Below are 22,474 nucleotides of genomic sequence, written 5' to 3'. Positions count from 1 at the left end.
AAAAAAAACAAATACTGTAGCAAAAACTGTATGGAGTGAGTTAGGAAGAATGAAAAAAGTGGGTACACATTTAGTGGTGGATGCATGGCAGGCCCCTGCGGATCTTTTAAATGATCCCGAAAGAATCCGCGAGGGGTTATTAAATGCCGTTAAGGCCGGAAAGGCCACCTTGATAGACATGTGTGTACACCAGTTTAGTCCCCACGGGGTAACTGCTACTGTAACCTTGGCAGAGTCACATATTGCCATCCACACGTGGCCAGAGTATGGCTATTTTGCCGCAGATTTGTTCTTCTGTGGCAAGGGGGAACCAAAAGAGGCAATGAAGGTTTTACAGGCGGCACTAGGGGCGAAGGAGACTAAAATCCGAGAGATAGAGCGTGGCTTCCCGGAGATTTACGCCTCTCATCAGGCCACTGTGAAGAAACTAGAGGAGTTGGTTTCTAGTAGTCGGTAAGGACTTGTAGTTCCCTCAAATTATCCCGTGTTCTAGGAAAATTCTCTCTAACTCACTAGTAGAATAGAACAAGAACAGTCCACATTTGAGGGTTTTGTTTCCTTTCTGAAGCGCTACGAAGGAGGGATGGGGAGGTTTTGAGCTACACTTCCCCATCCGCAGGAGGACAACCGTAGGAAGACATCTAGGTGAGTTTTAGTATTTCTGTTATCCTATCAGAGAGGGTTGCTTCTGGCAGGGTGGTGTCTAGAGGGACGAGGAAGGGTTTTTCGGCATCTGTAAAAGGTTGTTGCTGGTTTTGTTGTTGTAGTAGTAAATCCGGGGTAGCGTCAGATATATCCCCCTGGCGACGATGAAGTCTTTCTGCCAAAACGGAAAGGGGGGCAGTACAATGGATGATAGTAAAGGGGATGTTTTCCCGGAGGGCGAATTCTAGGAGAGGTTGACGGTATTGCAGTTGATCGAATTTGGCGTCCAGGAGCACATTATATCCCGCCAGAGTGAGGGTTTTAGCCAGTTGAATGAGACGGTTATAGGTGCGTTGTGTCATCTGTGTGGAGTAAACAGTAGAATTCCCCTTGACATGGAGAGGAATACCTGCTATGTGTTTACGCACGGCATCGGAGCGGATTTGGAAACCGTTGATTTTCTGGGCTATTTGCCTTGCTACGGTGGTTTTCCCACTGCCAGAGATACCTGCTACCAGTATCAATCTCCCTTGGTTCGGTTGAGTATATTTCCAAGCCAGGTGATAATATTGTTGGGCTGTTTGTCTAGCCTTTTCCTTTTCTTCCTGAGGTAGGGAGTCATCGTCTAAGAGGAAGGATGTTACCTTGGCTCTTACATACGCCTGACGACAAAGATATAGGGGTAACACCAACAGGCCCTCCCAGTCATCGGTTTCGGTAAGGTAAGTATTAGCAAACACATTAGCCAGGGCAAAGGCGTCGCGAAATTGTAAGTCCATCATGGTAAATGCGACGTCATACATTACATCCACAAAGCGAAAGGGCTCATTAAATTCAATGCGATCGAATAGTTGTATTTTCCCCCTCCAGTAGCACATGTTTTTCAGGTGAAGATCCCCATGGCATTCTCTGATTTTGTGGTTTAATTGTCTTTGGTGGAAAATCTCTCTTTTGTTAGCAAGGAAGTCATTAGTAAAGGCTACTGTTTCCTGATACTGTTTCTCCGTTTGGGCAATGCCAATATACTTAAGGGTTTGTTGGTAATTTTCCTGGATGGATTCTGCTATCTTGTCGGGGTGGCCAAAACTGGTAATATAATCGTCTGTTTTGGCATCACGATGAAATTGTGCTACCAGCCTCCCCAATTCCTCCATGTGTTGGCTTGTTAGTTTCCCCGCGGCAAATAAATTAATTAGTAGGCTTTCTTGGGGAAACTGATTCATTTTGAGGGCGTATTCTACTATTTTTCCCTCCCCTCCCAGGTGATAGTCTCCCTCCCTATACACGATGGGCAGTACCTCTAAATATATATCAGGGGCAATGGGTTTATTCATGGTTAATTCCATTTCCAAAAAGTGTTTGCGTAAGTCAACAGTAGAGTAGTTGAGAAATCCAAAGTTGACGGGTTTTTTAACTTTGTAGGCCAGTTTTCCAGTTAAAAATACAATGGAACAGTGAGTGTGGATGACATCAATAGGCTGGGTGACGGGGTGTGGATAGAAACTAGCCTGTTGCATTCTTTCGATTAGTTTTGATGTAGACATTTTTTTATACCTCCGCCCAAAGATGGTGATAGGAGATTATAATGTAACTTTGTCCTCTTGGATGGTAATTTCTGCTTCCTAGAGATTATACTAATTAAGAGATTAATGCCCGGTATTCGATTTATTTATTTTTTCCATTCCTGAAACAATGCTTGTTTATAATATGGGCCAATACCTATTTTTTACAGTTTAATTCCCCGGTTAATCTCAATACAAATCCACCTGAAAACAGGCAAACAAGGAAAAATTTACCATCTCAATACTTATGGAAAACCCTTAGATTTCACTCCCTAATTTCCAACAAAGCCCCCGGTTTCCAACCCCACCTTTATGCCATGGTTTTATATTGTGTCCTGGTACGAGGTATGCCATATTTACCAATAAGCTTATCTTCCTCGGCCGGGATTTTCTTGTGCTCATAAATTTCTTCTATATATCCAATAATATTCAACTATTCTTTGTCCCCTTTCCACCCACAGGTTTTTCTCAAAATGGGCACAGTCATAGGGAAAAAGCTATTGGCAATTCTGCGGGTGAAAAGAGGTGTTAGGGGATATAGACAACTGAGAGGGGACAAGTTGTCATCTTGAACTTAAAATAAAAACAACAACAGTCTTACAAGGGAGGGTTTAATAGTCAATTGGTTACAAAAACACAAAGGTGTAAATACACCCAAAAAACTAGTCTAGACAACGGCATTACCCTGATTGTCACAGAAAACCGCACTGCCGACATCATAGCCGGTAAAATTTTCTGTCGTCAGGCAGGTAGTCTTTGGGAGGAAAGCCAACAGGCAGGAGTATTCCACCTTCTAGCTTGCGTTATGCCAAAGGGCACTAAAAATCTCTCTGCCTTGGAAATTGCAGAAAAGGTAGAATCCATAGGCGCGGCATTAGGGATGGAGGCAAGTGGCGACTATTCCCTAGTCAGCATTAAAACCATCACCGAAGATTTCCCAGAAATCTTATCCCTTGCCGCCGAAATTCTCCGTTATCCCTCCTTCCCCCCAGAAGAGGTATCCCTAGAAAAAACCCTCACCCTGCAGAATATCCTATCACAAAGGGAACAACCCTTTAACCTAGCTTTTCAGCAACTTAGGGAAATGATTTATGGTCAGCATCCCTATGGTTATTCTATCCTGGGCACTGAAGAAACTATAACCAACTTAACGGAAGCACACCTAAAATCATATCATCAAAAGTTCTTTCGTCCATCCAATCTAGTAGTCAGTATCGCCGGCAATATAGACTTGGAAACCGCAACAGCAATGGTAGAAGAAGTCTTCGGCGACTGGCAAAATCCCCCTACCCCCCCTCCGGAAAGAAAGAAGTATACCCTCCTACCTCACCGCGACAGTAAACATATCCCCCAGGCTACCCAACAAACTATCATTATGATGGGATATTTGGCTCCCGAAATGACACACCCTGACTATCCTGTCTTTAAACTATTAACTAGCTATCTTGGCAATGGACTATCTAGTCGTTTGTTTGTAGAATTGAGGGAAAAAAGAGGTTTAGCCTACGACGTTTCCGCCTTTTACCCCACCAGAGTAGATAAATCCCTATTTGTAGCCTATATTGGCACAGGGCCCCAGAATTCTACCATTGCCCAAGAGGCTTTATATAACGAAATCCAAAGACTTAGAAACGTATACTTGAGTGAGGAAGAGATAAAACTGGCAAGAAACAAACTTTTAGGCCAATATGCCTTAGGAAAACAAACCAACGCGGAATTTGCCCAAATTTTCGGCTGGTATGAGACAATGGGTGTGGGAATAGAATACGATGTCTTGTTTCCCCAACTTATCTCGGCAGTCACGGTAGAAGATATATACCGAGTCGCCAATGAATACCTCCGAGATGAATATCTTTGCGTTTCTATCATAGGGGAGATTTAAACCCCTTGCTACAAAAATTAATAGTTCGGGGGGCGAAAATGAGTTATTTTGTAATCTTGAACACAGGAAATATATAAACAAAACTTATCCATGACAGCGCCCACTATTGAATCAATCCTAAAGGAGAAACGAACCTTCGCCCCCAGCCAAGAGTTCTCTGAAAAGGCATATATAAAGAGCTGGGAAGAGTATAAAGCCATTTATGAGCGCTCAGTGGCCAATCCAACCGAATTTTGGGCATCCATAGCCGAAAAAGAACTCCATTGGTTCAAAAAATGGGAGCAGGTGCTGGATTGGAGTAATCCCCCCTTCGCCAAATGGTTTGTCAACGGAAAGATAAATATAACTTATAACTGCCTCGACCGTCATCTAAACGGCTGGAGACGGAATAAAGCCGCCATCATCTGGGAGGGAGAACCAGGTGACAGTCGTACTCTCACGTATTCCCAATTGCATCGAGAAGTGTGTCAGATGGCCAACGTCATCCAGCAGTTGGGGGTGAAAAAAGGCGACAGGGTGGGGATTTACATGCCTATGATACCCGAAGCCGTCATCGCCATGTTGGCCTGTGCCAGAATCGGTGCTCCCCACAGTGTAGTATTTGGCGGTTTTAGTGCCGACGCCCTCCGCGATAGACTCAACGACGCTAAGGCTAAACTAGTCATCACCGCCGATGGAGGTTTCCGTAAAGACCAAGTAATTCGGCTGAAGGATAACGTAGATCAAGCCCTGGCAGATAACCAGGTGCCCACCGTGGAGAATGTGTTAGTAGTACAAAGAACTAAAGAAAAAATACACATGGAGCCAGGGCGAGATCACTGGTGGCACGACCTACAGGCAGGGGCATCAGCAGTTTGTCCGCCCGCAGAAATGGACAGCGAGGACATGTTGTTTATTCTCTACACCAGTGGTAGTACAGGTAAACCTAAAGGGGTGGTACATACCACTGGGGGATACAACGTATACACTCATATTACCACTAAATGGATTTTTGACCTGAAGGACGAGGATGTATACTGGTGTACTGCGGATGTAGGGTGGATAACGGGGCACAGTTACATAGTCTATGGCCCCCTATCCAATGGTGCTACTGTAGTAATGTATGAGGGGGCTCCACGGCCGTCCAATCCAGGCTGTTTCTGGGATATTATCGAAAAATACCGTGTTACCATCTTCTATACCGCCCCCACTGCCATTCGTGCCTTTATCAAAATGGGTGAACACTACCCCAATGCCCGGGATTTGTCCTCCCTCCGACTTTTGGGCACTGTCGGCGAGCCCATTAATCCTGAAGCCTGGATGTGGTATCACAGAGTTATAGGGAAAGAAAGGTGCCCCATTGTAGACACCTGGTGGCAAACAGAAACCGGTGGCATTATGATAACACCCCTCCCCGGCGCAACCCCCACCAAACCCGGTTCAGCCACTCATCCTTTCCCTGGTATCATTGCCGATGTGGTAGACATAGAAGGCAATCCCGTAGGCCCAAATCAGGGGGGTTACCTAGTTATCAAGCATCCCTGGCCCAGCATGATGCGTACAGTATACGGGGATCCTGACCGCTTCCGCAAGGGTTATTGGGAACATATCCCCCCCAAAGATGGACAATACTTTTATTTTGCGGGAGATGGTGCCCGTCGGGATGAAGATGGCTATTTTTGGATTATAGGACGAGTGGACGATGTCATCAACGTTTCCGGGCATCGTTTGGGCACCATGGAAATAGAATCTGCTTTGGTATCCCACCCGGCAGTAGCTGAGGCAGCTGTGGTAGGTAAACCCGATGAAGTCAAGGGGGAGGAAATTGTTGCTTTTGTTACTCTTGAAAGCAGCTATACCCCAAGTGAACAGCTGGCCAATGAGTTAAAGGCCCATGTGGTTAAGGAGATAGGGGCCATCGCGCGCCCGGCGGAAATTCGTTTCACCGACGCTCTACCTAAAACCCGTTCTGGTAAAATTATGCGTAGGCTATTGCGCAGTTTAGCCGCCGGCCAAGAGATTTCTGGTGATACCTCTACCCTGGAGGATCGTAGTGTCCTAGATAAACTAAGAGAAGGGTTTTAATATTGTACTATCGGGGAGGATTCTATTTCTTCCCCCTACTTTTTCCTTTTTGAAATATGTTTAGCGCCAAGAATAGAATACTTCTCTCCCTTTTTGCCTTCCTTTTTTTTGCCTTTTTATTATTAGGTATTGCCGTAAAATTTTTTGGTGGATTCTTATTGTTTGACCCATTAATACTTGTTAATATTCACGAAGTTTTGCCCGATTCTCAGGTAAGGTTTTGGGTGTTCATTACTAATTTCGGCAACAGTAGCAGTCTGTACTACTCGGCTTTTGGGTTAGCTTTAGTTTTTTGGGTTTTTAAGAGAAAAAGGGAGGCAATTTATCTCACCATCTCCATAGTAGGCAGTCAAAACCTAAATGTATTGGTAAAAAATATATGGCAACGCCCTCGCCCGCAGTTGTGGCATTTCGACTATTATCCAACCCCCCAAGACTTTTCTTTCCCCAGTGGCCATTCTATGGGGAGTATCAATTTTGCCCTAACACTGTTGATTATTTTGTGGGGAATATCTAATAAGCGTTTGAAAATTCTACTATCATTGATGGCTACAATATATGTGGTTTTGGTATCCTTCAGTCGCCTATATTTAGGAGTACACTACCCCACAGATATTTTAGGAGGATGGTTGCTAGGAAGCAGTTGGACAATGGCAATGGCCTTCCTGTTTAATCTCCCAAATAGCCCAAATTCAACGTTGGAAAATTCTGGAAAAAGGGCTCAAAATTTCGATAAAACATCAATATAGCTCCTCAAAAGGAGCACTGTTGGGGTATTCTTTTCTAAAAGACGTGCTAGTAATAACAAAAGGACTATGGCAGAACGTACTTTTATCATGATAAAACCCGATGGGGTACAAAGAGGCCTAGTGGGAGAGGTAATCAAACGTTTTGAAAACAAAGGTTTCACCCTGGTTGCCCTGAAAATGATGCAGGTTTCTAGGGAATTGGCGGAGAAACACTATGAAGTGCACAAGGAAAGGCCTTTCTTCAACAGCCTAGTGGAATTTATCACCTCTTCCCCAGTAGTGGCAATGGTGTGGGAAGGGGAAGGAGTAGTAGCCGCTTCACGAAAAATCATAGGTGCTACAGACCCTCTGGCGGCCGAACCTGGCACCATTAGGGGAGACTATGGTATTAATATAGGGCGTAATTTGATTCATGGTTCAGATGCCATTGAAACGGCCCAAAGGGAAATCTCCCTCTGGTTTAAGGAAGAGGAATTGTGTAGCTGGCAGAAAACCATGAGTTGTTGGTTACAAGAATAATTCTAAACCGACCTTTGAATGGTTCATAGCCGGGAGTAAAGACAAGTTTATGATTATAAATCCTCACACCCCTTGTAAGGGCTAGGGATTATAAGCCCTTACCTCTTACACCCCCCTAACATATCCTCTTCAAAATTGCCTCCCTCCCCAACTGTGCCAACCTGTCATCCAGGGGTTTTAGATTCACCCTTTTGCTGTATTTCTTCTCTATGGCTTTGACTATCAACCAGTCTGCCAAAAAGGGATTTTTAGGCAACAATGGACCATGGGCATAGGTGGCGATGGCATTTTTATAAAACGCCCCCTCCCAACCATCCTCCCCATTATTCCCATAACCTCTGACTACTTTCCCCAATGGCGATACCTCCCCTAAATAGGTCCTCCCTCCGTGATTTTCAAAACCTACAACTATAGGACAATCTCCAAACATCTGTTGAATATCCTCCACCAGGGAAGGGGCAACTAATTCAAAGGCTATATTGCCTATACAACGGGGTACATTTAAGCCGGGATGTTTGGTAACCAAATCGAAAATGCCTAATCCCTCAATGGTTTTCCCTAAGGCTGGCTCATAGTATTTACCAAGTAGTTGAGGAGCACCACAAGTGAAGACACCGGGAATGCCAGCCTCAATCTTCTCCTTCAGAATTGCCGCCTTTTCCCCCCGTAAATCCCGCATGACGATTTCCTGTTGTCTGTCTTGTGCCCCGCCTCCTACTATCAGATCAAATTTACCAAAGTCCTCTGCTGTTGTATCTTGGTCTAATGGGAGAATACTAACCGAAATTCCCCGCCATTGACATCGCCTTTGCAGACAAATTACATTGCCTCTGTCACCATAGGTGCTCATAAGCTTAGGATACAACCAGCCAATAATCAATTCCATATTTAATTACCCCCATGAGAAGCAAACAAGAAACACCAAGGGAAAGAGATTTTTTCTGTGGCAGTGATTTAATTGTCTATTAGGGTTGATTTATTGTCCAGATTGTTTCTCTACAATAGTAGTTAGGTTTTGAATTTGGAGAGCTTTTCAACTATAATTGTTCAAGTATTTGGACCTGCAATGCCCGAAGGGTCTATCATGTTATTAACCACTTAACACTATGAATGGAAAAGTAATAGACAGTGGTAATAGTCTCACCTTTGTTTTGCCTCTTGCGGCTTTACTTATCATCCTGTTGGCCGTGTTTTGGCCCCTTATTTTATCAGTCTTTGTGATTGCCTTGGTTTTTAAACTCTGGGAAAAATTCCGTTTTCAACAACTAGCTGCCGAAATAGATCCAGTTTTTAATCAAATATTACAAGCAAATAAAGGCTATTTGACAATACTAGATCTTACCAGCAAGACCCGTTTAACTGCAAAAACCGCCCGTTGGTATTTAGACAAAAAAGCCGAGGAATACGGGGGTATCAAAAGACAATACGAAGACAAGGGAATTGTTTATTACTTCTTGACCGCTAGTACCCTTGGTGGTATCCTGGATGATAGTGAGCCCAGTGGCGATGCTCCTCAGTTAGAGACTAAACCCACACCCACACAAGAGTCGGAGACTAAACCTACTGCCACGACAGAATTCACAGAATCCCTCTCTACCAGCGCCTCATCTGAATCTACTCCCGCCACCACAGAGACTGTCTCCCCCTCAGCCACAACTCCAACCCCTTCTGTTTCTCCCTCTCCCATCTCCCCCCCGCCGGCAGAAGAAACTCAGTCTCCCTCCCCTGCCACTACCGTCACCCAGGAAGAAGACTCTCCATCCCCTCCTCCCCCAGAGGGATTAACCGCAACGGAGTTGGCTAAAAGACTGGATGTCACTGTCAACACCCTCCACAAGAGAAAAAACGATCGCGATTTTGCTCTCTGGAGTCAAACTAAAGATCCAGAGGGTATAAAATGGCAGTACGTGGAGGAGATAAAATTGTTTGTGCCCAAGAAGGACTAGAGCAACAATATTTTAACACGACATACTAAATAATTCTGAGGGAAAATTAATAAGGGGGTAGGCATAGAAAATGCCAATATCCCCTTTTTCTTTTTACTTGGCAATACCAGCAGTGAGAATCTCGTTGCCAGTTTCTGTGACTAATACATCGTCTTCGATTCTAACACCAATCCCCTTCCAATAATCTGGTATTTCTGGTTGCCCCTCCGCCGGGGTGATATAAGGGGAAATATATATACCAGGTTCTACTGTTATTACATGCCCTGGTTGAAATACCGCCCAGTTGTCGCCATCCTCTTTATAGTTTCCGACATCATGTACGTCTAAGCCTAACCAATGGCCTGTACGATGCATATAAAAGGGTTTATACTTCTCTTGTTGAATTAATTCCTCTGTGTCTCCCTGTAGCAGTTTTAATTCTTTTAACCCCTCTACTATAACCTCTACGGCTTTTTCATGGTACTGATTGTAGCGGTTGCCGGGTTTAACCAGTTCAATAGCCGCCAGTTGTGCTGCCAATACTATCTGGTAAATGTCTTTTTGTTGGGGTGTGAATTTGCCATCCACCGGGAAAGTGCGGGTGATGTCAGCGTTGTAGTAACGGTAACAACAACCGGCATCAATGAGAATCAAATCTCCGGCTTCTATACGACGACTGTTTTCAGTATAATGGAGGATACAGGCATTAGGCCCAGAGGCCACAATAGAGGGATAAGCGAAGCCATCACCCCCCATTGCCCTAAAGGTGTATTCTATCGCTGCCTGAAGTTCATACTCATACATCCCCGGTTTGGCAATTTCCTGGGCTTTGGTGTGTGCCTTAATGGTAATGTCTATCGCCTTTTTGATCATCTCAATCTCGCCTTTGCTTTTAATTTGTCTGAGGGGATGCAACACAAAATTGCTATCCTCAATGGCTACTGGACCTGTTCCCCGTCTGGGATAAGATTGTATTAGTTGGCGCCAATGTCTCAAAATTAGTTGATTGAATTGCTCATCCCTGCCAAAGTGATAGTAAATTTTCTCCCCAGTTACTAGATATTCCGGCAGTTTCTCCTCCAACTGTTCAATAGAATAAACCACATCGGCGCCATATAAGTCTTTAGCCGCCTCTACCCCCACCCGGTAACCAGTCCAAATTTCCTCCGCCAGGTTTTTCGGTTGCACAAATAAAATAAAATTATGCCCAGGGTGGTTAGGGGCAAAAACCGCCACTGCCCTGGGCTCATTAAAACCAGTAAGATAGTAAAAGTCACTATCCTGGCGATAGACGTATTCTACATCATTATGCATAACGGCATGGGGTGCACTGGCAAATACTGCTACTCCCTTGCCTATCAGTGACATGAATTTTTCCCGGCGTTGACGATATTCTTCGGCAGTAATCATGGTTTTATTTTGCCACTACCTGTTGGGGTTATTTTCCATTTATGCCACTTAAAGGGCACCAGCTGCAGTATTATCAAAAACACCCCCCCCAAGATGAGAGGTGATGTTAATTGCCTGGAAGATGGGTAATCCCTTTAAACCTCTAGGATAGTCAATAACAGTAACGCCACCATTGCCTTGTTTGATATTCCAGAAATTGGCAGGAGTTAAACCTAAAAGGGCACATATAATCACTTTATTAATAGCATCATGGGCAGTGACTAAGCCGGTTTTTAACTTGCCAGGCTCAAAATTTTCCTCTACAATCTCATTCCAAGCCCTAATTGCCCTTTCCCATACCTGTTGCAAATTCTCCCCAGAAGGCATTTGCACTGTTTCTGGTTTAGTCTTCCACTGTTTTAACATCCCCGGGAATTCTGTCTCCACTTCTGTTTCCAACTTGCCTTCCCACAAACCATGGGAGATTTCTCGCAAACCCTCTTTGGTGGCCAATTTTACCCCCGGATGGTATTGTAAGATAATCTGGGCAGTTTCTAAAGGGCGAGATAAAGGACTGGACACGGCCAAGTCTATCCTAACATTTTTTAGAAATTCGGCGGTGGCTTTTGCTTGTTGTCTACCCCTCTGGTTTAAAGGAATGTCTTTAACCCCTTGAAAACGTCCTACCCGATTCCACTCAGTTTCTCCATGACGCACTAATAATAACCTTAATCCCTCCGTATGTTCAGGGCGAAAATCAGGCAAGGGAATTCCCAAATGACTGGTTTGATTTAAGGATTCCAACTGCACAGTTTCGCCATAGTTGCCACTGAAATTCAGGACATTGATGCAACAATTAGACTGTTGTAGACAGTGATAATATCTGGGAGAAATACCTAAGGCAGAGAGAATTAAACAGCGATTAATGCCATTATGGGCAGTGATTAATATAGTTTCCCCTTGGTGTTTAGGAATAACCTCCTGCCAGAAAGCCTCCGCTTGTCGATATAAATCCAATACGGGATAAAATTCTTTGCCATTTACAGTCATTTTAAACTTATCTGGCTCCTCTTTCCAAAGCCGATATTCCTCGGGGTAATCCCTTTTTACCTCCTCTTTTCTCTTCTTCTCCCACAGGGGCAAATCAATTTCTCGCAGATTTTCCGAGACAGTAATTTCAGGTTGATATTCGTTCAAAGACCGAATAATTTCTGCGGTTTTATAGGCTCGTTGTAGGGGACTGGTATAAAATCCAGCAAAATGAATATTCTGGAGGGCTATTCCCAGAAGATGGGCTTGTTTTTCCCCTTTTTCTGTAATTACCGACTCATTACAACGCCCCTGAATCATTTGCTGGGCATTGAAACTGCTTTGACCATGACGTACTAAAATTACACGGGTAGCCATATAGTCAACAAAAAAGAAGTGAGCTATAGGGTTATAAATTATAAGCCATTTGCGTTTTCAAAAAAGTGAATGCCAATCAGGGGGAAAAAGACTAATGCCCCTCACCGCCAACAACCACATCACGAATACGAAGACTAGGGCCGCCACAGCCTACTGGTAAACCATTTTGCCCTCCTTTGCCACAACCCCCCGACTCATCCCAGAAGAAATCATCGCCAATGGCCTCTATGTTAGCAAGGGTTTTGAACACATTACCAGAAAGAGTGACATTTTTAACGGGCTCAGCAATTTTTCCATTTCTTATCATCCAGGCTTCCCCAGCGGTAAAGGTAAACATTTCCCCATTAGTCATACCACCCAGCCAGTTGGCGGCATAAACCCCCTCTTTAATGTCACTAAACAAATCCGCTACAGGAGTGTTACCTCTGCCAATCCAGGTATTTGTCATCCTGACGATGGGGGGATAATGATAGTTCAAGCAACGGGCATTACCAGTAGGTTTTTCCCCTAGTTTGCCAGCCGTCTCCCGGGAATGCAAACGCCCCACCAAAACCCCATCTTTAATTAATTGGGTGATAGAAGCGGGCACTCCTTCATCATCATAATAATAACTGCCTCTGTGTCCCTCTAGTTGGGCGCCATCGTAAATCTGTAAAAATTCTGGCCCAAACTTGCGCCCAATAGTCATCACTTCTAACAAGTCGGGATTTTCATAAGCCATATCAGCCTCTGACAGATGCCCAAAGGCCTCGTGGACAAACAAACCTGCTAAAATGGGGTCTATCACCACTGTATAACATCCCCCTTTTACGGTGGGATGACTTAAAGCCTCTACTGCCCTCCTGGCGGCGCCCTCCACCTGTTTATCTAGGCTTACCAAGTCTTCAAATCCTCTCCTGGTGCCCGTGGTTTCCCTTCCTGTTTGCACCACCTTCCCATCACTGGCCACCGCACTAAACCGCATCTCACAGTCTATCCACTTTTGTTCTATCATACTACCTTCTGAAGTGGCCAGAATTACTTTTGTTTCACTATCACTGTATCTTACAGTACTACTGGTAATGGCAGGATGATAGCCTTGTAAAATTTGACTGTAATGGGAAACCAAATCCTTTTTCTGGCTGAGGGGAAAAAATCTAGGATTTGTGCCAGTAAGAGGCAGTTGACAGGAGGTTTCTACCACCTCCACAGGTGCGAGAAGGGTTTCTTCTTGTCCTATTATCTTAGCAACGGCAATGGCGTCTTCAATGGCAGTATATAGTTGCGAAAAGTCGTTAAAGGTGGCAAATCCCCATCCCCCCTTATGACATGCCCTTACCTGTCCCCCCCTAGAGGTGCCCTCACTAATGCTTTCTATCTTACCGTTACGCATTAAAATACTAGTCCCCTCGGCGAATTCCAAACGCAGACTGAGAAAGTCTACCTGACTGCGGTAACGTTTGATGGCATCTGCCAGTAAATTGCGGTAGTCTGTCATCATCTCTTTTCTCCATCCAAAGGGGTTAAAATAGAAGTTTAACCGAAGCGCGGATGTTTTTATATATTATGTTTGATGCTTTAGCTGAACGGTTAGAAGAGGCTTGGAAAAAACTAAGGGGCCAGGGTAAAATTACTCAGTCTAACATTAAAGAGGCACTACAAGATGTAAGAAGGGCTCTATTAGATGCAGATGTCAACTTTCAGGTAGTAAAAACTTTCATTGCAGAGGTAGAAAAAAAAGCCCTAGGGGCAGAGGTAATAAAAGGCGTCAATCCTTACCAACAATTCATCAAAATCGTCTATGACGAGTTGGTGAGGGTAATGGGGGAAAGCAATGCCCCCTTGGCAAAGGCAGACAAACCCCCCACTATCATTCTCATGGCTGGATTACAGGGCACAGGTAAAACTACTGCCACCGCTAAACTAGCCCTGTATTTACAAAAACAAAAACGTAGTTGCCTAATGGTGGCGGCGGATGTCTACCGTCCGGCGGCTGTAGAACAGTTGATTACCTTAGGACAACAAATTTCTGTGCCCGTCTTCCACCTGGAGGTCAAACCACCCCTCCTCCCTAATCCGGTAGAAATAGCAGTTAAGGGGGTAGAAGAGGGCAAAAAACAGGGGGTTGATACCGTCATCATCGATACTGCCGGAAGACTGCAAATTGACGAGGAGATGATGGCGGAGTTGGAGGAAATCAAGAAGGCTGTCAACCCTCATGAGATTTTACTGGTAGTAGACGCCATGACGGGGCAAGAGGCGGCCAATGTCACCCGTGCCTTCCATGAGCGAGTGGGCATTACTGGCGCTATTCTCACTAAAATGGATGGAGACAGCCGTGGTGGGGCAGCCTTGTCCATCCGCACCGTGTCCGGGCAACCTATCAAATTCATCGGCGTTGGCGAGAAGGTGGAGGCCCTAGAGCCCTTCTACCCCGATAGAATGGCTTCCCGTATACTTAACATGGGGGATATTGTCACCCTGGTGGAAAAGGCCCAAGAAGCCTTGGATTTGGCTGACGTGGAGAAAATGCAAGCCAAAATCCTGGAAGCGCGTTTTGATTTCAACGATTTCCTCAAACAAATGCGCCTTTTGAAGAGTATGGGCTCCTTTGCCAGTGTTATGAAACTTATCCCCGGTATGAATAAACTAGGCGCCGACATCCTCGAAAAGGGAGAATTACAATTGAAGCGCATAGAAGCTATGATAAACTCCATGACAAAGGAGGAAAGGGCAAATCCGCAACTATTGGCGCAGTCCCCCAGTAGACGTCGTAGGGTAGCCAGAGGCTCAGGGGTAGATGAAAAGGAGGTGTCCCGTCTTATCAGCGATTTTACCAGAATGCGCTCCATGATGCAACGGATGAGCATGGGGGCACCTCCTATGCCCGGAATGCCCGGTTTCCCTGGCATGGGAGGCATATGGGGTGGTAAACCCGCCGCAGGAGTCACCCCCGCCAAAAAACCAAAAAAACAGAAGAAGAAAAAAGGTTTCGCCGACTTATAAAGCCGTAAAGCCATGAAAACCTGTCATTTTCCTGTTACCAAACTATCCCCTAATCCCAAAAAACGCATTGCCCTCCTTGGACAACCAAATACCGGCAAGTCCACTTTTTTTAACCGCCTTACAAACAGCAATACATACGTAGGCAACTGGCCGGGTATAACTGTAGATATACTCCAGGGAGAGGTGACACTTAATGGGGAGAAGGTAGAGGTGGTGGACTTACCTGGTATTTACGATCTCAACGGCTTTTCCGAAGACGAGAGGGTAGTCAAACGCTTTTTGAGTCAATTCCCCTTGGATTTGCTAGTAATCATCCTCAATGCCTCCCAAATGGAGCGAATGGCCAGACTGGCATTAGAAATCAAGGCATTGGGGTTGCCAGCAGTGGTAATTTTAAACATGGCTGATGAGGCAAGACGTTATGGCATCACTATAAAGCTGGAAAGACTAGAACAATTGTTGGAATATCCAGTATATCTCATCAGTGCCAAGTATGGCAGAGGCTTCAATCAAGCCGTGGAGGGTATAGCAGAATGCCTAGCTCAACAAAAAGAATCCTTCCTGGTGGGAGACATAGATGCCTTCTTTGAGGAAAACCCTCTGTTGGAAGAAAAAGTCCAAACCCTCCTCCGAGAAACTGTAATCATGCCTTCGGAGGAAATTAAGACTCTTACCGACGTTTTAGATGGGATTTTCCTTCATCCCCTGTTGGGCATTCCCCTCTTTTTCCTCTCCATGTTAGCCATTTTCTTCTTAATCTGGCAGGTGGGATTGCCCTCCCAGGATGTAATGGATGCCATCACCACCACTATTAGTGCTCATATTATCCAACCCATCCTCTCCCCCCTCCCTGCCATTGTAAAAAGTTTCTTCCTTGACGGCATCTGGCTTGGGGTAGCCACCGTTGCCTCCTTTGTACCACTGATTGTCATCTTTTTCTTCCTCTTGGCCGCCATAGAGGACAGTGGCTATCTTGCCCGTATTGCCTATCTTATGGACGCCTTCATGGCACAACTCGGATTAGACGGCCGTGCTTTCGTACTACAAATGATGGGGTTTGGTTGTAATGTGCCCGCATTGATGGGTACTCGGATTATCCGCAGCCAACCCATGCGTTGGTTATCCATGTTGATTATACCATTTTCCCTGTGTTCTGCCAGACTCGCCGTTTTTGTGTTCATTATTGCCGCCATTTTTCCCCCCTCCTTAGGTCCAATTGTTCTTTTTTCCCTTTATTTGCTGAGTTTTATTGCCAGTTTTTTGGTTGCCTTTATACTCAGTAAAATTCCCGAATTTAAAAGCAAAGAACCATTTGTCATCGAGTTACCACCCTATCGTTTACCTACATTCAAATATGTATTTTTGAGAGGGTGGGGAGAAGTCAAAGAGTTTTTGAGAAGAGCCACTAGTTTTATCATAGTTGGTTGTGTAGCCATTTGGTTTTTAACTTCCTTTCCCGTGGGCGCCACTGGTTTAGACACCTGGGGAGGCAAAATAGGCATTTTACTACAACCAATTATGCAACCCATTGGTTTAGATCCCTATCTTACTCTTTCTCTGATTTTTGGCTTCATTGCTAAAGAAGTGGTAGTAGGAGCTTTTGCCACTATTTATGGCCTAAATGGGGCTGCTTTGACTCAACAAATTGCTTTTTCCATCACCCCGGCCCAAGCCATTGGTTTTTGTGTCTTTTGTCTGTTATACACTCCCTGTCTCTCCACCACTGCCACTATCAAATCCGAGTCCAAATCTAACCTGTTTACTTTTTTGTCTCTGCTTTTCTCCCTAATTTATGCCTGGTTTATGGCTTTCATTTTCTACCACATATCTCTTCTTTTTCTCCACTGAATGTTAGCTGTAATTTGAACTACTGTTCATGTGAATAATTGTACAAAACAGACATTTTAAATTTCGTTAGAATAAGGGGTGTTGACGGTATATGTAACCAGAAATAATGGAAATTTCCACAGACATGCTTCTGAAATTGCTCCTAGTAGCAATTCTGTTAAATATAGCAGGTTGTGGGGAGGCAAAACAGAATAATACTGCCATTGAAACCACAGAAGTGCAGGCCAAAAATCCCCAGGAAAAATTACAGGTAACAGTTAGTATTTTGCCTCAGAAATACTTTGTGGAAAAAATAGGCGGGGATCTGGTGTCAGTTAATGTTATGGTAGAAGCGGGGGCAGTGGCAGAAACCTACGAGCCAAAACCACAGCAATTGGCACAATTGGCATCCTCTCGTGTTTATTTTGCCATAGGGGTACCTTTTGAGGAAACATGGCTCAAAAAAATTACTGCCGCCAATTCTAATATTCCTATCATTAACACCGGCGAGGGCATTGAGAAAATTCCCTTAGTTGGACAGTCCCATCATGGACATGAAAATGGGCATGAGCCGACTCATAAACAGGAAAACCAACACGAAAAACACAAACAAATTCCAGATCCCCATATATGGTTATCTCCCAGATTGGTAAAAATTCAGGCGGAGAGAATATACGAAACTCTCTCCAAAGTTGACCAAAAAAATGAGCATTACTACCGCAAAAACCTAGAAAATTTCAAAAAGGAAATAGAAAATATAGACAAAAGGATAAGGGAAATACTAGCAGATATTAAAAGGAGAAAATACATAGTTTATCATCCAGCTTGGGGATATTTTGCCAGGGATTACAACCTACAACAAATCCCCCTAGAAGTAGAAGGGCAGGAAGTAAGTTCAGTCCAGTTAGCCAAGTTAATCAACCAAGCAAAACAAGAAGGTATCAGACATGTATTTGCCCCCCCTCAATTTAACAGTAAAACTTTGGAAATTTTTGCCAGGGAAATAGGAGGGCAAGTGGTAATAATAGACGACCTAGCAGAAAATTGGGCGGAAAACTTACTCATTACTGCCGAAAAATTAGCCCAGTCTATGCGGTAAGCCAAAAAGATGGAAGACCAAGTAATTGAGATTAAGAATCTACACTTTAGTTATGGCAAATGCTGGGTATTAGAAGACATAAATTTGCAGGTGAAGGAGGGAGATTTCATAGGCATAATTGGGCCCAATGGAGGGGGAAAAACTACCCTACTCAAGGTAATATTGGGATTGGTAAAACCCCAAAAGGGAGAAGTTTCCATAATGGGATACCCGGCGGAAAAGGGGAGAAAATTTATAGGATATGTGCCCCAGGCCCTAGAATTTGATAGGGCCTTCCCCATATCTGTAAAAGACGTGGTGAAAATGGGGAGACTTAGCAGAAACCGTATATTTAAGCCCTACAATCAAAAAGACGAACAAATAGTCCAAGAGTGTTTGGAAAAAGTAGAAATGTGGCACCTACGTCACCACTGTATAGGAGAATTATCCGGTGGCGAAAAACAAAGAGTATATATTGCCAGGGCATTAGCCACAAAACCACGTATCCTGTTATTGGACGAGCCCACGGCCAATGTAGACTCTAAGGTTCAGAATAACATCTATGAGCTACTACAACAATTAAACCAACACATCACCATTTTACTAGTCTCCCATGACCTAGGCGCCATATCCCGTCATGTAAAAACCATTGCCTGTGTTAACCGTCGTCTCTACTATCATGGAGACAAACTCATCACTCCAGAAATGATAGAAGCCACCTATAATTGTCCCATAGACCTGATTGCTCACGGTATCCCCCATCGGGTATTCCCTCCACACCAATAACCCCCACCAATCCCATGTAAGGGTTTATAATTATAGGCTTCTACAACCAACATGAACACCTATGCTAGAATCCCTCTGGGAGGCGCTACAACTAGAATTCATGCGAAATGCAATAATAGCCGGCATACTAGTCGGCATTGCCTGTGGTGTTATTGGCACTTTTGTGGTGGTAAATCGGATTGTGTTTATCAGTGGTGGAATTGCCCATGCAGCTTACGGTGGTATTGGTTTAGCTGTTTTTTTCCAATTCAACCCCCTGTTAGGCGCCATTTTTTTCTCTCTCCTCTCAGGTATTGCTATGGCAGTAGTAGAGAGAAAGACCAATGAGAGAAAGGATACCATCATTGGCACCCTCTGGGCTATGGGGATGAGTATTGGCATTATCCTCATCGACTTGACAAGGGGTTACAAGGCCAATCTGATGAACTATTTATTTGGTAGTATTCTTGCAGTACCAAAACGGGACCTATGGTTGATGTTAGGTCTAGACTTAGCCATCTTGTTGATGGTGTGTCTGTTATACAAGGAATTGTTAGCCATCTCCTTTGATCCTGTTTTTGCCACCACCCGCAATCTTCCTGTTGACAGCCTCTACCTTTTGCTAATAGGCGCCATTTCCCTCACTATTGTAATGGTGATGCAGGTAGTGGGACTAATCATGGTAATTGCCCTGCTTACCATACCCCCAGCCATAGCCAACCAATACGTGCGAGGCATTATACCCATGATGATCCTAGGTAGCCTCTTTGGTATGGTGTTTATCCTCCTAGGCCTAATTTTATCCTTCCTCTTCAACCTCACCCCCGGCGCCACCATTATCCTAGTAGCCGGCACAACTTACTTTTTGAGTTACCCCTTCAAGTCCAAATCTGCCGGGAAACTGGGTGTCTCTTAACCAAATCTTCATGGAGAAGATAAGTGGAAATACTGATAACAAAAGCGGCTAGATAGAAAACAATTGTAGTGAGAGGGGGAAGAATAAGGGGATGGCCATTATGAAACAAAATAACAATAGTCCCATTAGCCTTTTCATCAAGGGCTACTTGCCTGTGAGCCGGGAGAGAGGATTCTCCTCAGTACTAGCCCTAGCTTTAGGCACAATAATCATCGGCGGCGCCTTCTTGGCCATAGCCAGGGCCAGTCAAAGTCGCACTAATGCCGTTGCCCAACAACAAACCAACCAAGCCCTGGCCGCCGCAGAAGCGGGTGTGGCGCGGGTTCAGAATTTGCTACTACAAGAACCCCGTTTAGCTATACTAGAACTGTCAAGATGGAGAGAGGTGGCTAGTGCCACAGACGCCTCCCAAAGGTTAACAGAATTGACGGGAATTAATAGCAGTGGCAGTTCGTCAACCTGTTCGACAAGCAGTGGCAGCTCATCATCCAGTCAGGACATCAAAAACCGATTGACACAAATAGCAGGCATCATTACCCAGGGCACTTCCACTGATCCCACTGATTGGGTGCAACTGGGCGACAATAGTAGCTACAGAATCATAGGGTACGACGGGAATGGGAATTTGACAGTCCAGGGGAGACTCAACAATAATAATGCCATAGCCCGTATAGCTGTGAGATTCAATGTTAACCAAACTACCACCACCTCCTCTAGTAGCGATGCAGTGCCCGTTGTTTGGCTTGGTAGTCATGAAGGCAATGACATTGGCAACAACGACCTGATGGGCAAGGTAAGAGTTACAGTACCAAACAGTAGTACTTCGGTTACGAGTATAACTCTCGGGGTGGGAAGAAATGGGACAATCTCTGGAGGCATAGAAACCACCACACAGTGCATGCCCCCTACACCCCCCCTGCCTCCAAGCGGCAGTTATTATAGCCTCTCTTCAGTCGCTGCCGGCACCACCTTCCCCAGAAGCGGTGATCAGCCGGATTCTAATGGCTACTACCACTACCTGGTGCCCAGTTTGACATTCAATGGCAACGGAAATTTGACAATTAGTGCCGGCAGGAAGGTAGTATTCTATCTCCAGGGCAACCTGGACATTGGCGGAAACTTCGACATTATTGCACAAAACGGTGCCAGGTTAGAGATATACGGCAATACCAACTCGAGGTATGGGTGTCCTCCTGGTGCTACTGGGAATTGTAACACGACAGAAATTAAAACCAGTGGTGGGGCCAGTATAAGAGGCAATGTTTTCATCCACGCGCCTGAGGCAAGGGCTGGTATAAATGGTGGTGGTAATACAAATCCCAACTTCCAGGGGGCAATTTGGGTGAAAAACTGGGGCTTCTCCAATAGCAATGTGGGTCAGCTGACGGCCAATGGCACCTTTAATGATTATCTGGGAAGCAGGATGGCATTGGGCAACACCAGGATTACTATCAGGCCGGCCCATGGTTGGAAAAGAGAGGCCGTGTCTCAAAATCCCTAATCTAATCTCAAAACTTAAATCTCAAAATTCTCAGTGGTGCATTGGCGGACACCGGGGGGGTTTTCCTCTCCCGTGTGTTTCCTACGGGGTGGCCTTTTTTGTGTTTGTTGGCGAAAACAGAAAGCACACATCCCCCAACGTTGTAGCTCACCAGGGGGACAGTAGCAACTACAGACGGGACAAATGGTATTTTCGGCCCTTCTTTTCCTTATAGTCTCTAGCCACTGTTGAAAAGGACCACGGGGGTCAGGGGTTGGCTTTTCAGTGGGGTTGACGAGACTGGGGTGGTTTTGTGTCTCTTCTGACTCTACAGTAGTATCAGTGCCAGTGAAGTTGTGCCATAGTAAGATAGTAAATCGGATATCCTTGATGGGGGTTTCTAAAAAACGGTTGATGTTGGTTAACAAAGACTGTCTTTGTAGTGTTAATTGTTGTGCCCAGGGAGCACTTGTTGTAGCTACGAGTAACACGTCATTCCTAACAGTCAAAACTTTGGTGTGTTGTGCTATCCTGTGATTAACCGTTTCTTGCCAGGCCTTCTTGACCTCGTAATTTCGTTTCTGTTTCTGCCACTGGGGCTGTGACAATATTTTTTTCAGTAGGTGGTTTATGTCTTGTAAACCCATAAACTAATCTGAATATGAAAGACTACACAGGCATAACAGTACACACCCCGGTAGAAAAGATTATACAAAACCTAGACCTTGAAGAAGAAGGGGAACTGAGCCACTGTCAACAATCCTTAATGGCGGAGAAAAAGGAAATGGCTGTGAAAAGGGATGACGAAATTGCTACCGTGAAACTGCAGCAAGGGGATTTGGCGGAAAAACAAGAGGAAAAGGATAGCAATAAGGTGACCTCCTCTTATCCCTCTATGGGGGAAAACGAGCCACAGTCAATCCCTATTGCCCGAAGGATTCTGCCAGAAGAGAGTTTTGAACCACCTCATTTTTCTCCCTGGACAGTTTTTGGCATTCTCCTCTCCCTATTGGCCAGTATTTTCCTTTGGTTGGGCATCAGCGGCGATACCTCCACCCCTGGCAATGGAAGGGATAATAATACCAACTCCTTCCAAAATGCCCAACAGGAAAAGCAAGCAAGTGTGGAAAGTAGGCCAGCCCCAACTATAGGCACATCCCTACATGTACCCACGCCTCCCAGCCACCCCGGGAAAATCCCCTCTCTTCCCCCCTACCCCGATTTAAAAACTGCTATCCTAACAGAAATAAGAAAAAATCAAGCTCTCACCGGCCCCCATAC

The 22,474-nt window shown here is 44.9% G+C and carries 19 protein-coding genes; 13 read left to right on the top strand and 6 right to left on the bottom strand.

Features of this window, described 5'->3' with window-relative positions; translation table 11 throughout:
- Nucleotides 1-49: 49 nt before the first annotated feature.
- Nucleotides 50-457, top strand: coding sequence for an adenosylmethionine decarboxylase (speD, locus tag IGQ44_08075; GenBank protein HIK37932.1), 408 nt, complete (start codon nucleotides 50-52; stop codon nucleotides 455-457).
- 184 nt (nucleotides 458-641) lie between these two features.
- On the opposite strand, the gene IGQ44_08070 is transcribed toward speD, so the two are convergent.
- A complete protein-coding gene (locus IGQ44_08070) occupies nucleotides 642-2,189 on the bottom strand; it encodes an AAA family ATPase (GenBank protein ID HIK37931.1) in 1,548 nt (515 codons plus the stop codon).
- 640 nt (nucleotides 2,190-2,829) lie between these two features.
- Here IGQ44_08070 and IGQ44_08065 point away from each other — a divergent pair.
- The 4 genes from IGQ44_08065 (at nucleotide 2,830) to ndk (ending at nucleotide 7,421) form a co-directional block, all read left to right on the top strand.
- Nucleotides 2,830-4,089 carry an insulinase family protein gene (locus tag IGQ44_08065; GenBank protein ID HIK37930.1) on the top strand — a complete coding sequence of 420 codons (1,260 nt, stop codon included), beginning with the start codon at nucleotides 2,830-2,832 and terminating at the stop codon, nucleotides 4,087-4,089.
- Between the two features lie 90 nt (nucleotides 4,090-4,179).
- Nucleotides 4,180-6,153 carry an acetate--CoA ligase gene (gene acs, locus IGQ44_08060; GenBank protein HIK37929.1) on the top strand — a complete coding sequence of 658 codons (1,974 nt, stop codon included), beginning with the start codon at nucleotides 4,180-4,182 and terminating at the stop codon, nucleotides 6,151-6,153.
- Between the two features lie 56 nt (nucleotides 6,154-6,209).
- The gene (locus tag IGQ44_08055; protein HIK37928.1) at nucleotides 6,210-6,902 is read left to right on the top strand and encodes a phosphatase PAP2 family protein; all 693 of its coding nucleotides are present in this window, start codon (nucleotides 6,210-6,212) and stop codon (nucleotides 6,900-6,902) included.
- 66 nt (nucleotides 6,903-6,968) lie between these two features.
- A complete protein-coding gene (ndk, locus tag IGQ44_08050; protein HIK37927.1) occupies nucleotides 6,969-7,421 on the top strand; it encodes a nucleoside-diphosphate kinase in 453 nt (150 codons plus the stop codon).
- 115 nt (nucleotides 7,422-7,536) lie between these two features.
- Here ndk and IGQ44_08045 read toward each other — a convergent pair whose 3' ends face one another.
- Complete coding sequence (locus IGQ44_08045; protein ID HIK37926.1) at nucleotides 7,537-8,307, bottom strand: type 1 glutamine amidotransferase; 771 nt, start codon at nucleotides 8,305-8,307, stop codon at nucleotides 7,537-7,539.
- A gap of 220 nt (nucleotides 8,308-8,527) precedes the next feature.
- On the opposite strand from IGQ44_08045, the gene IGQ44_08040 reads away from it, so the two are divergent.
- Nucleotides 8,528-9,367 carry a hypothetical protein gene (locus IGQ44_08040; protein HIK37925.1) on the top strand — a complete coding sequence of 280 codons (840 nt, stop codon included), beginning with the start codon at nucleotides 8,528-8,530 and terminating at the stop codon, nucleotides 9,365-9,367.
- 93 nt (nucleotides 9,368-9,460) lie between these two features.
- On the opposite strand, the gene IGQ44_08035 is transcribed toward IGQ44_08040, so the two are convergent.
- The 3 genes from IGQ44_08035 to IGQ44_08025 form a co-directional block, all read right to left on the bottom strand.
- A complete protein-coding gene (locus IGQ44_08035; GenBank protein ID HIK37924.1) occupies nucleotides 9,461-10,756 on the bottom strand; it encodes an aminopeptidase P N-terminal domain-containing protein in 1,296 nt (431 codons plus the stop codon).
- 48 nt (nucleotides 10,757-10,804) lie between these two features.
- A complete protein-coding gene (locus IGQ44_08030) occupies nucleotides 10,805-12,142 on the bottom strand; it encodes a histidine phosphatase family protein (GenBank protein HIK37923.1) in 1,338 nt (445 codons plus the stop codon).
- A gap of 91 nt (nucleotides 12,143-12,233) precedes the next feature.
- The gene (locus tag IGQ44_08025; GenBank protein ID HIK37922.1) at nucleotides 12,234-13,619 is read right to left on the bottom strand and encodes a TldD/PmbA family protein; all 1,386 of its coding nucleotides are present in this window, start codon (nucleotides 13,617-13,619) and stop codon (nucleotides 12,234-12,236) included.
- Nucleotides 13,620-13,687: 68 nt separating this feature from the next.
- Between IGQ44_08025 and ffh the strand changes: the two genes are divergently transcribed.
- The 6 genes from ffh to IGQ44_07995 all read left to right on the top strand — a co-directional run bounded on the left by ffh (nucleotide 13,688) and on the right by IGQ44_07995 (nucleotide 21,214).
- A complete protein-coding gene (ffh, locus tag IGQ44_08020) occupies nucleotides 13,688-15,127 on the top strand; it encodes a signal recognition particle protein (GenBank protein HIK37921.1) in 1,440 nt (479 codons plus the stop codon).
- Nucleotides 15,128-15,139: 12 nt separating this feature from the next.
- A complete protein-coding gene (gene feoB / locus IGQ44_08015; protein ID HIK37920.1) occupies nucleotides 15,140-16,975 on the top strand; it encodes a ferrous iron transport protein B in 1,836 nt (611 codons plus the stop codon).
- 106 nt (nucleotides 16,976-17,081) lie between these two features.
- A complete protein-coding gene (locus IGQ44_08010) occupies nucleotides 17,082-18,053 on the top strand; it encodes a zinc ABC transporter substrate-binding protein (protein ID HIK37919.1) in 972 nt (323 codons plus the stop codon).
- 9 nt (nucleotides 18,054-18,062) lie between these two features.
- Nucleotides 18,063-18,818: a metal ABC transporter ATP-binding protein gene (locus tag IGQ44_08005; protein ID HIK37918.1), complete on the top strand. Its 756-nt coding sequence runs from the start codon at nucleotides 18,063-18,065 to the stop codon at nucleotides 18,816-18,818.
- 61 nt (nucleotides 18,819-18,879) lie between these two features.
- The gene (locus IGQ44_08000; protein HIK37917.1) at nucleotides 18,880-19,713 is read left to right on the top strand and encodes a metal ABC transporter permease; all 834 of its coding nucleotides are present in this window, start codon (nucleotides 18,880-18,882) and stop codon (nucleotides 19,711-19,713) included.
- A 100-nt stretch (nucleotides 19,714-19,813) separates the two neighbouring features.
- Complete coding sequence (locus IGQ44_07995; GenBank protein ID HIK37916.1) at nucleotides 19,814-21,214, top strand: hypothetical protein; 1,401 nt, start codon at nucleotides 19,814-19,816, stop codon at nucleotides 21,212-21,214.
- A gap of 14 nt (nucleotides 21,215-21,228) precedes the next feature.
- On the opposite strand, the gene IGQ44_07990 is transcribed toward IGQ44_07995, so the two are convergent.
- On the bottom strand, nucleotides 21,229-21,840 hold the full coding sequence (locus IGQ44_07990; GenBank protein HIK37915.1) for a DUF721 domain-containing protein: 612 nt from the start codon (nucleotides 21,838-21,840) through the stop codon (nucleotides 21,229-21,231).
- A gap of 14 nt (nucleotides 21,841-21,854) precedes the next feature.
- Between IGQ44_07990 and IGQ44_07985 the strand changes: the two genes are divergently transcribed.
- Nucleotides 21,855-22,474 (top strand): hypothetical protein (locus IGQ44_07985; GenBank protein ID HIK37914.1); only part of this gene is annotated, 620 nt, incomplete at its 3' end.

This window comes from Geminocystis sp. M7585_C2015_104, from assembly GCA_015295805.1.
Taxonomy (GTDB): domain Bacteria; phylum Cyanobacteriota; class Cyanobacteriia; order Cyanobacteriales; family Cyanobacteriaceae; genus DVEF01.
The sequence above is the reverse complement of the archived record's forward strand: the minus strand, read 5'-3'. Positions and strand labels throughout refer to the sequence as shown.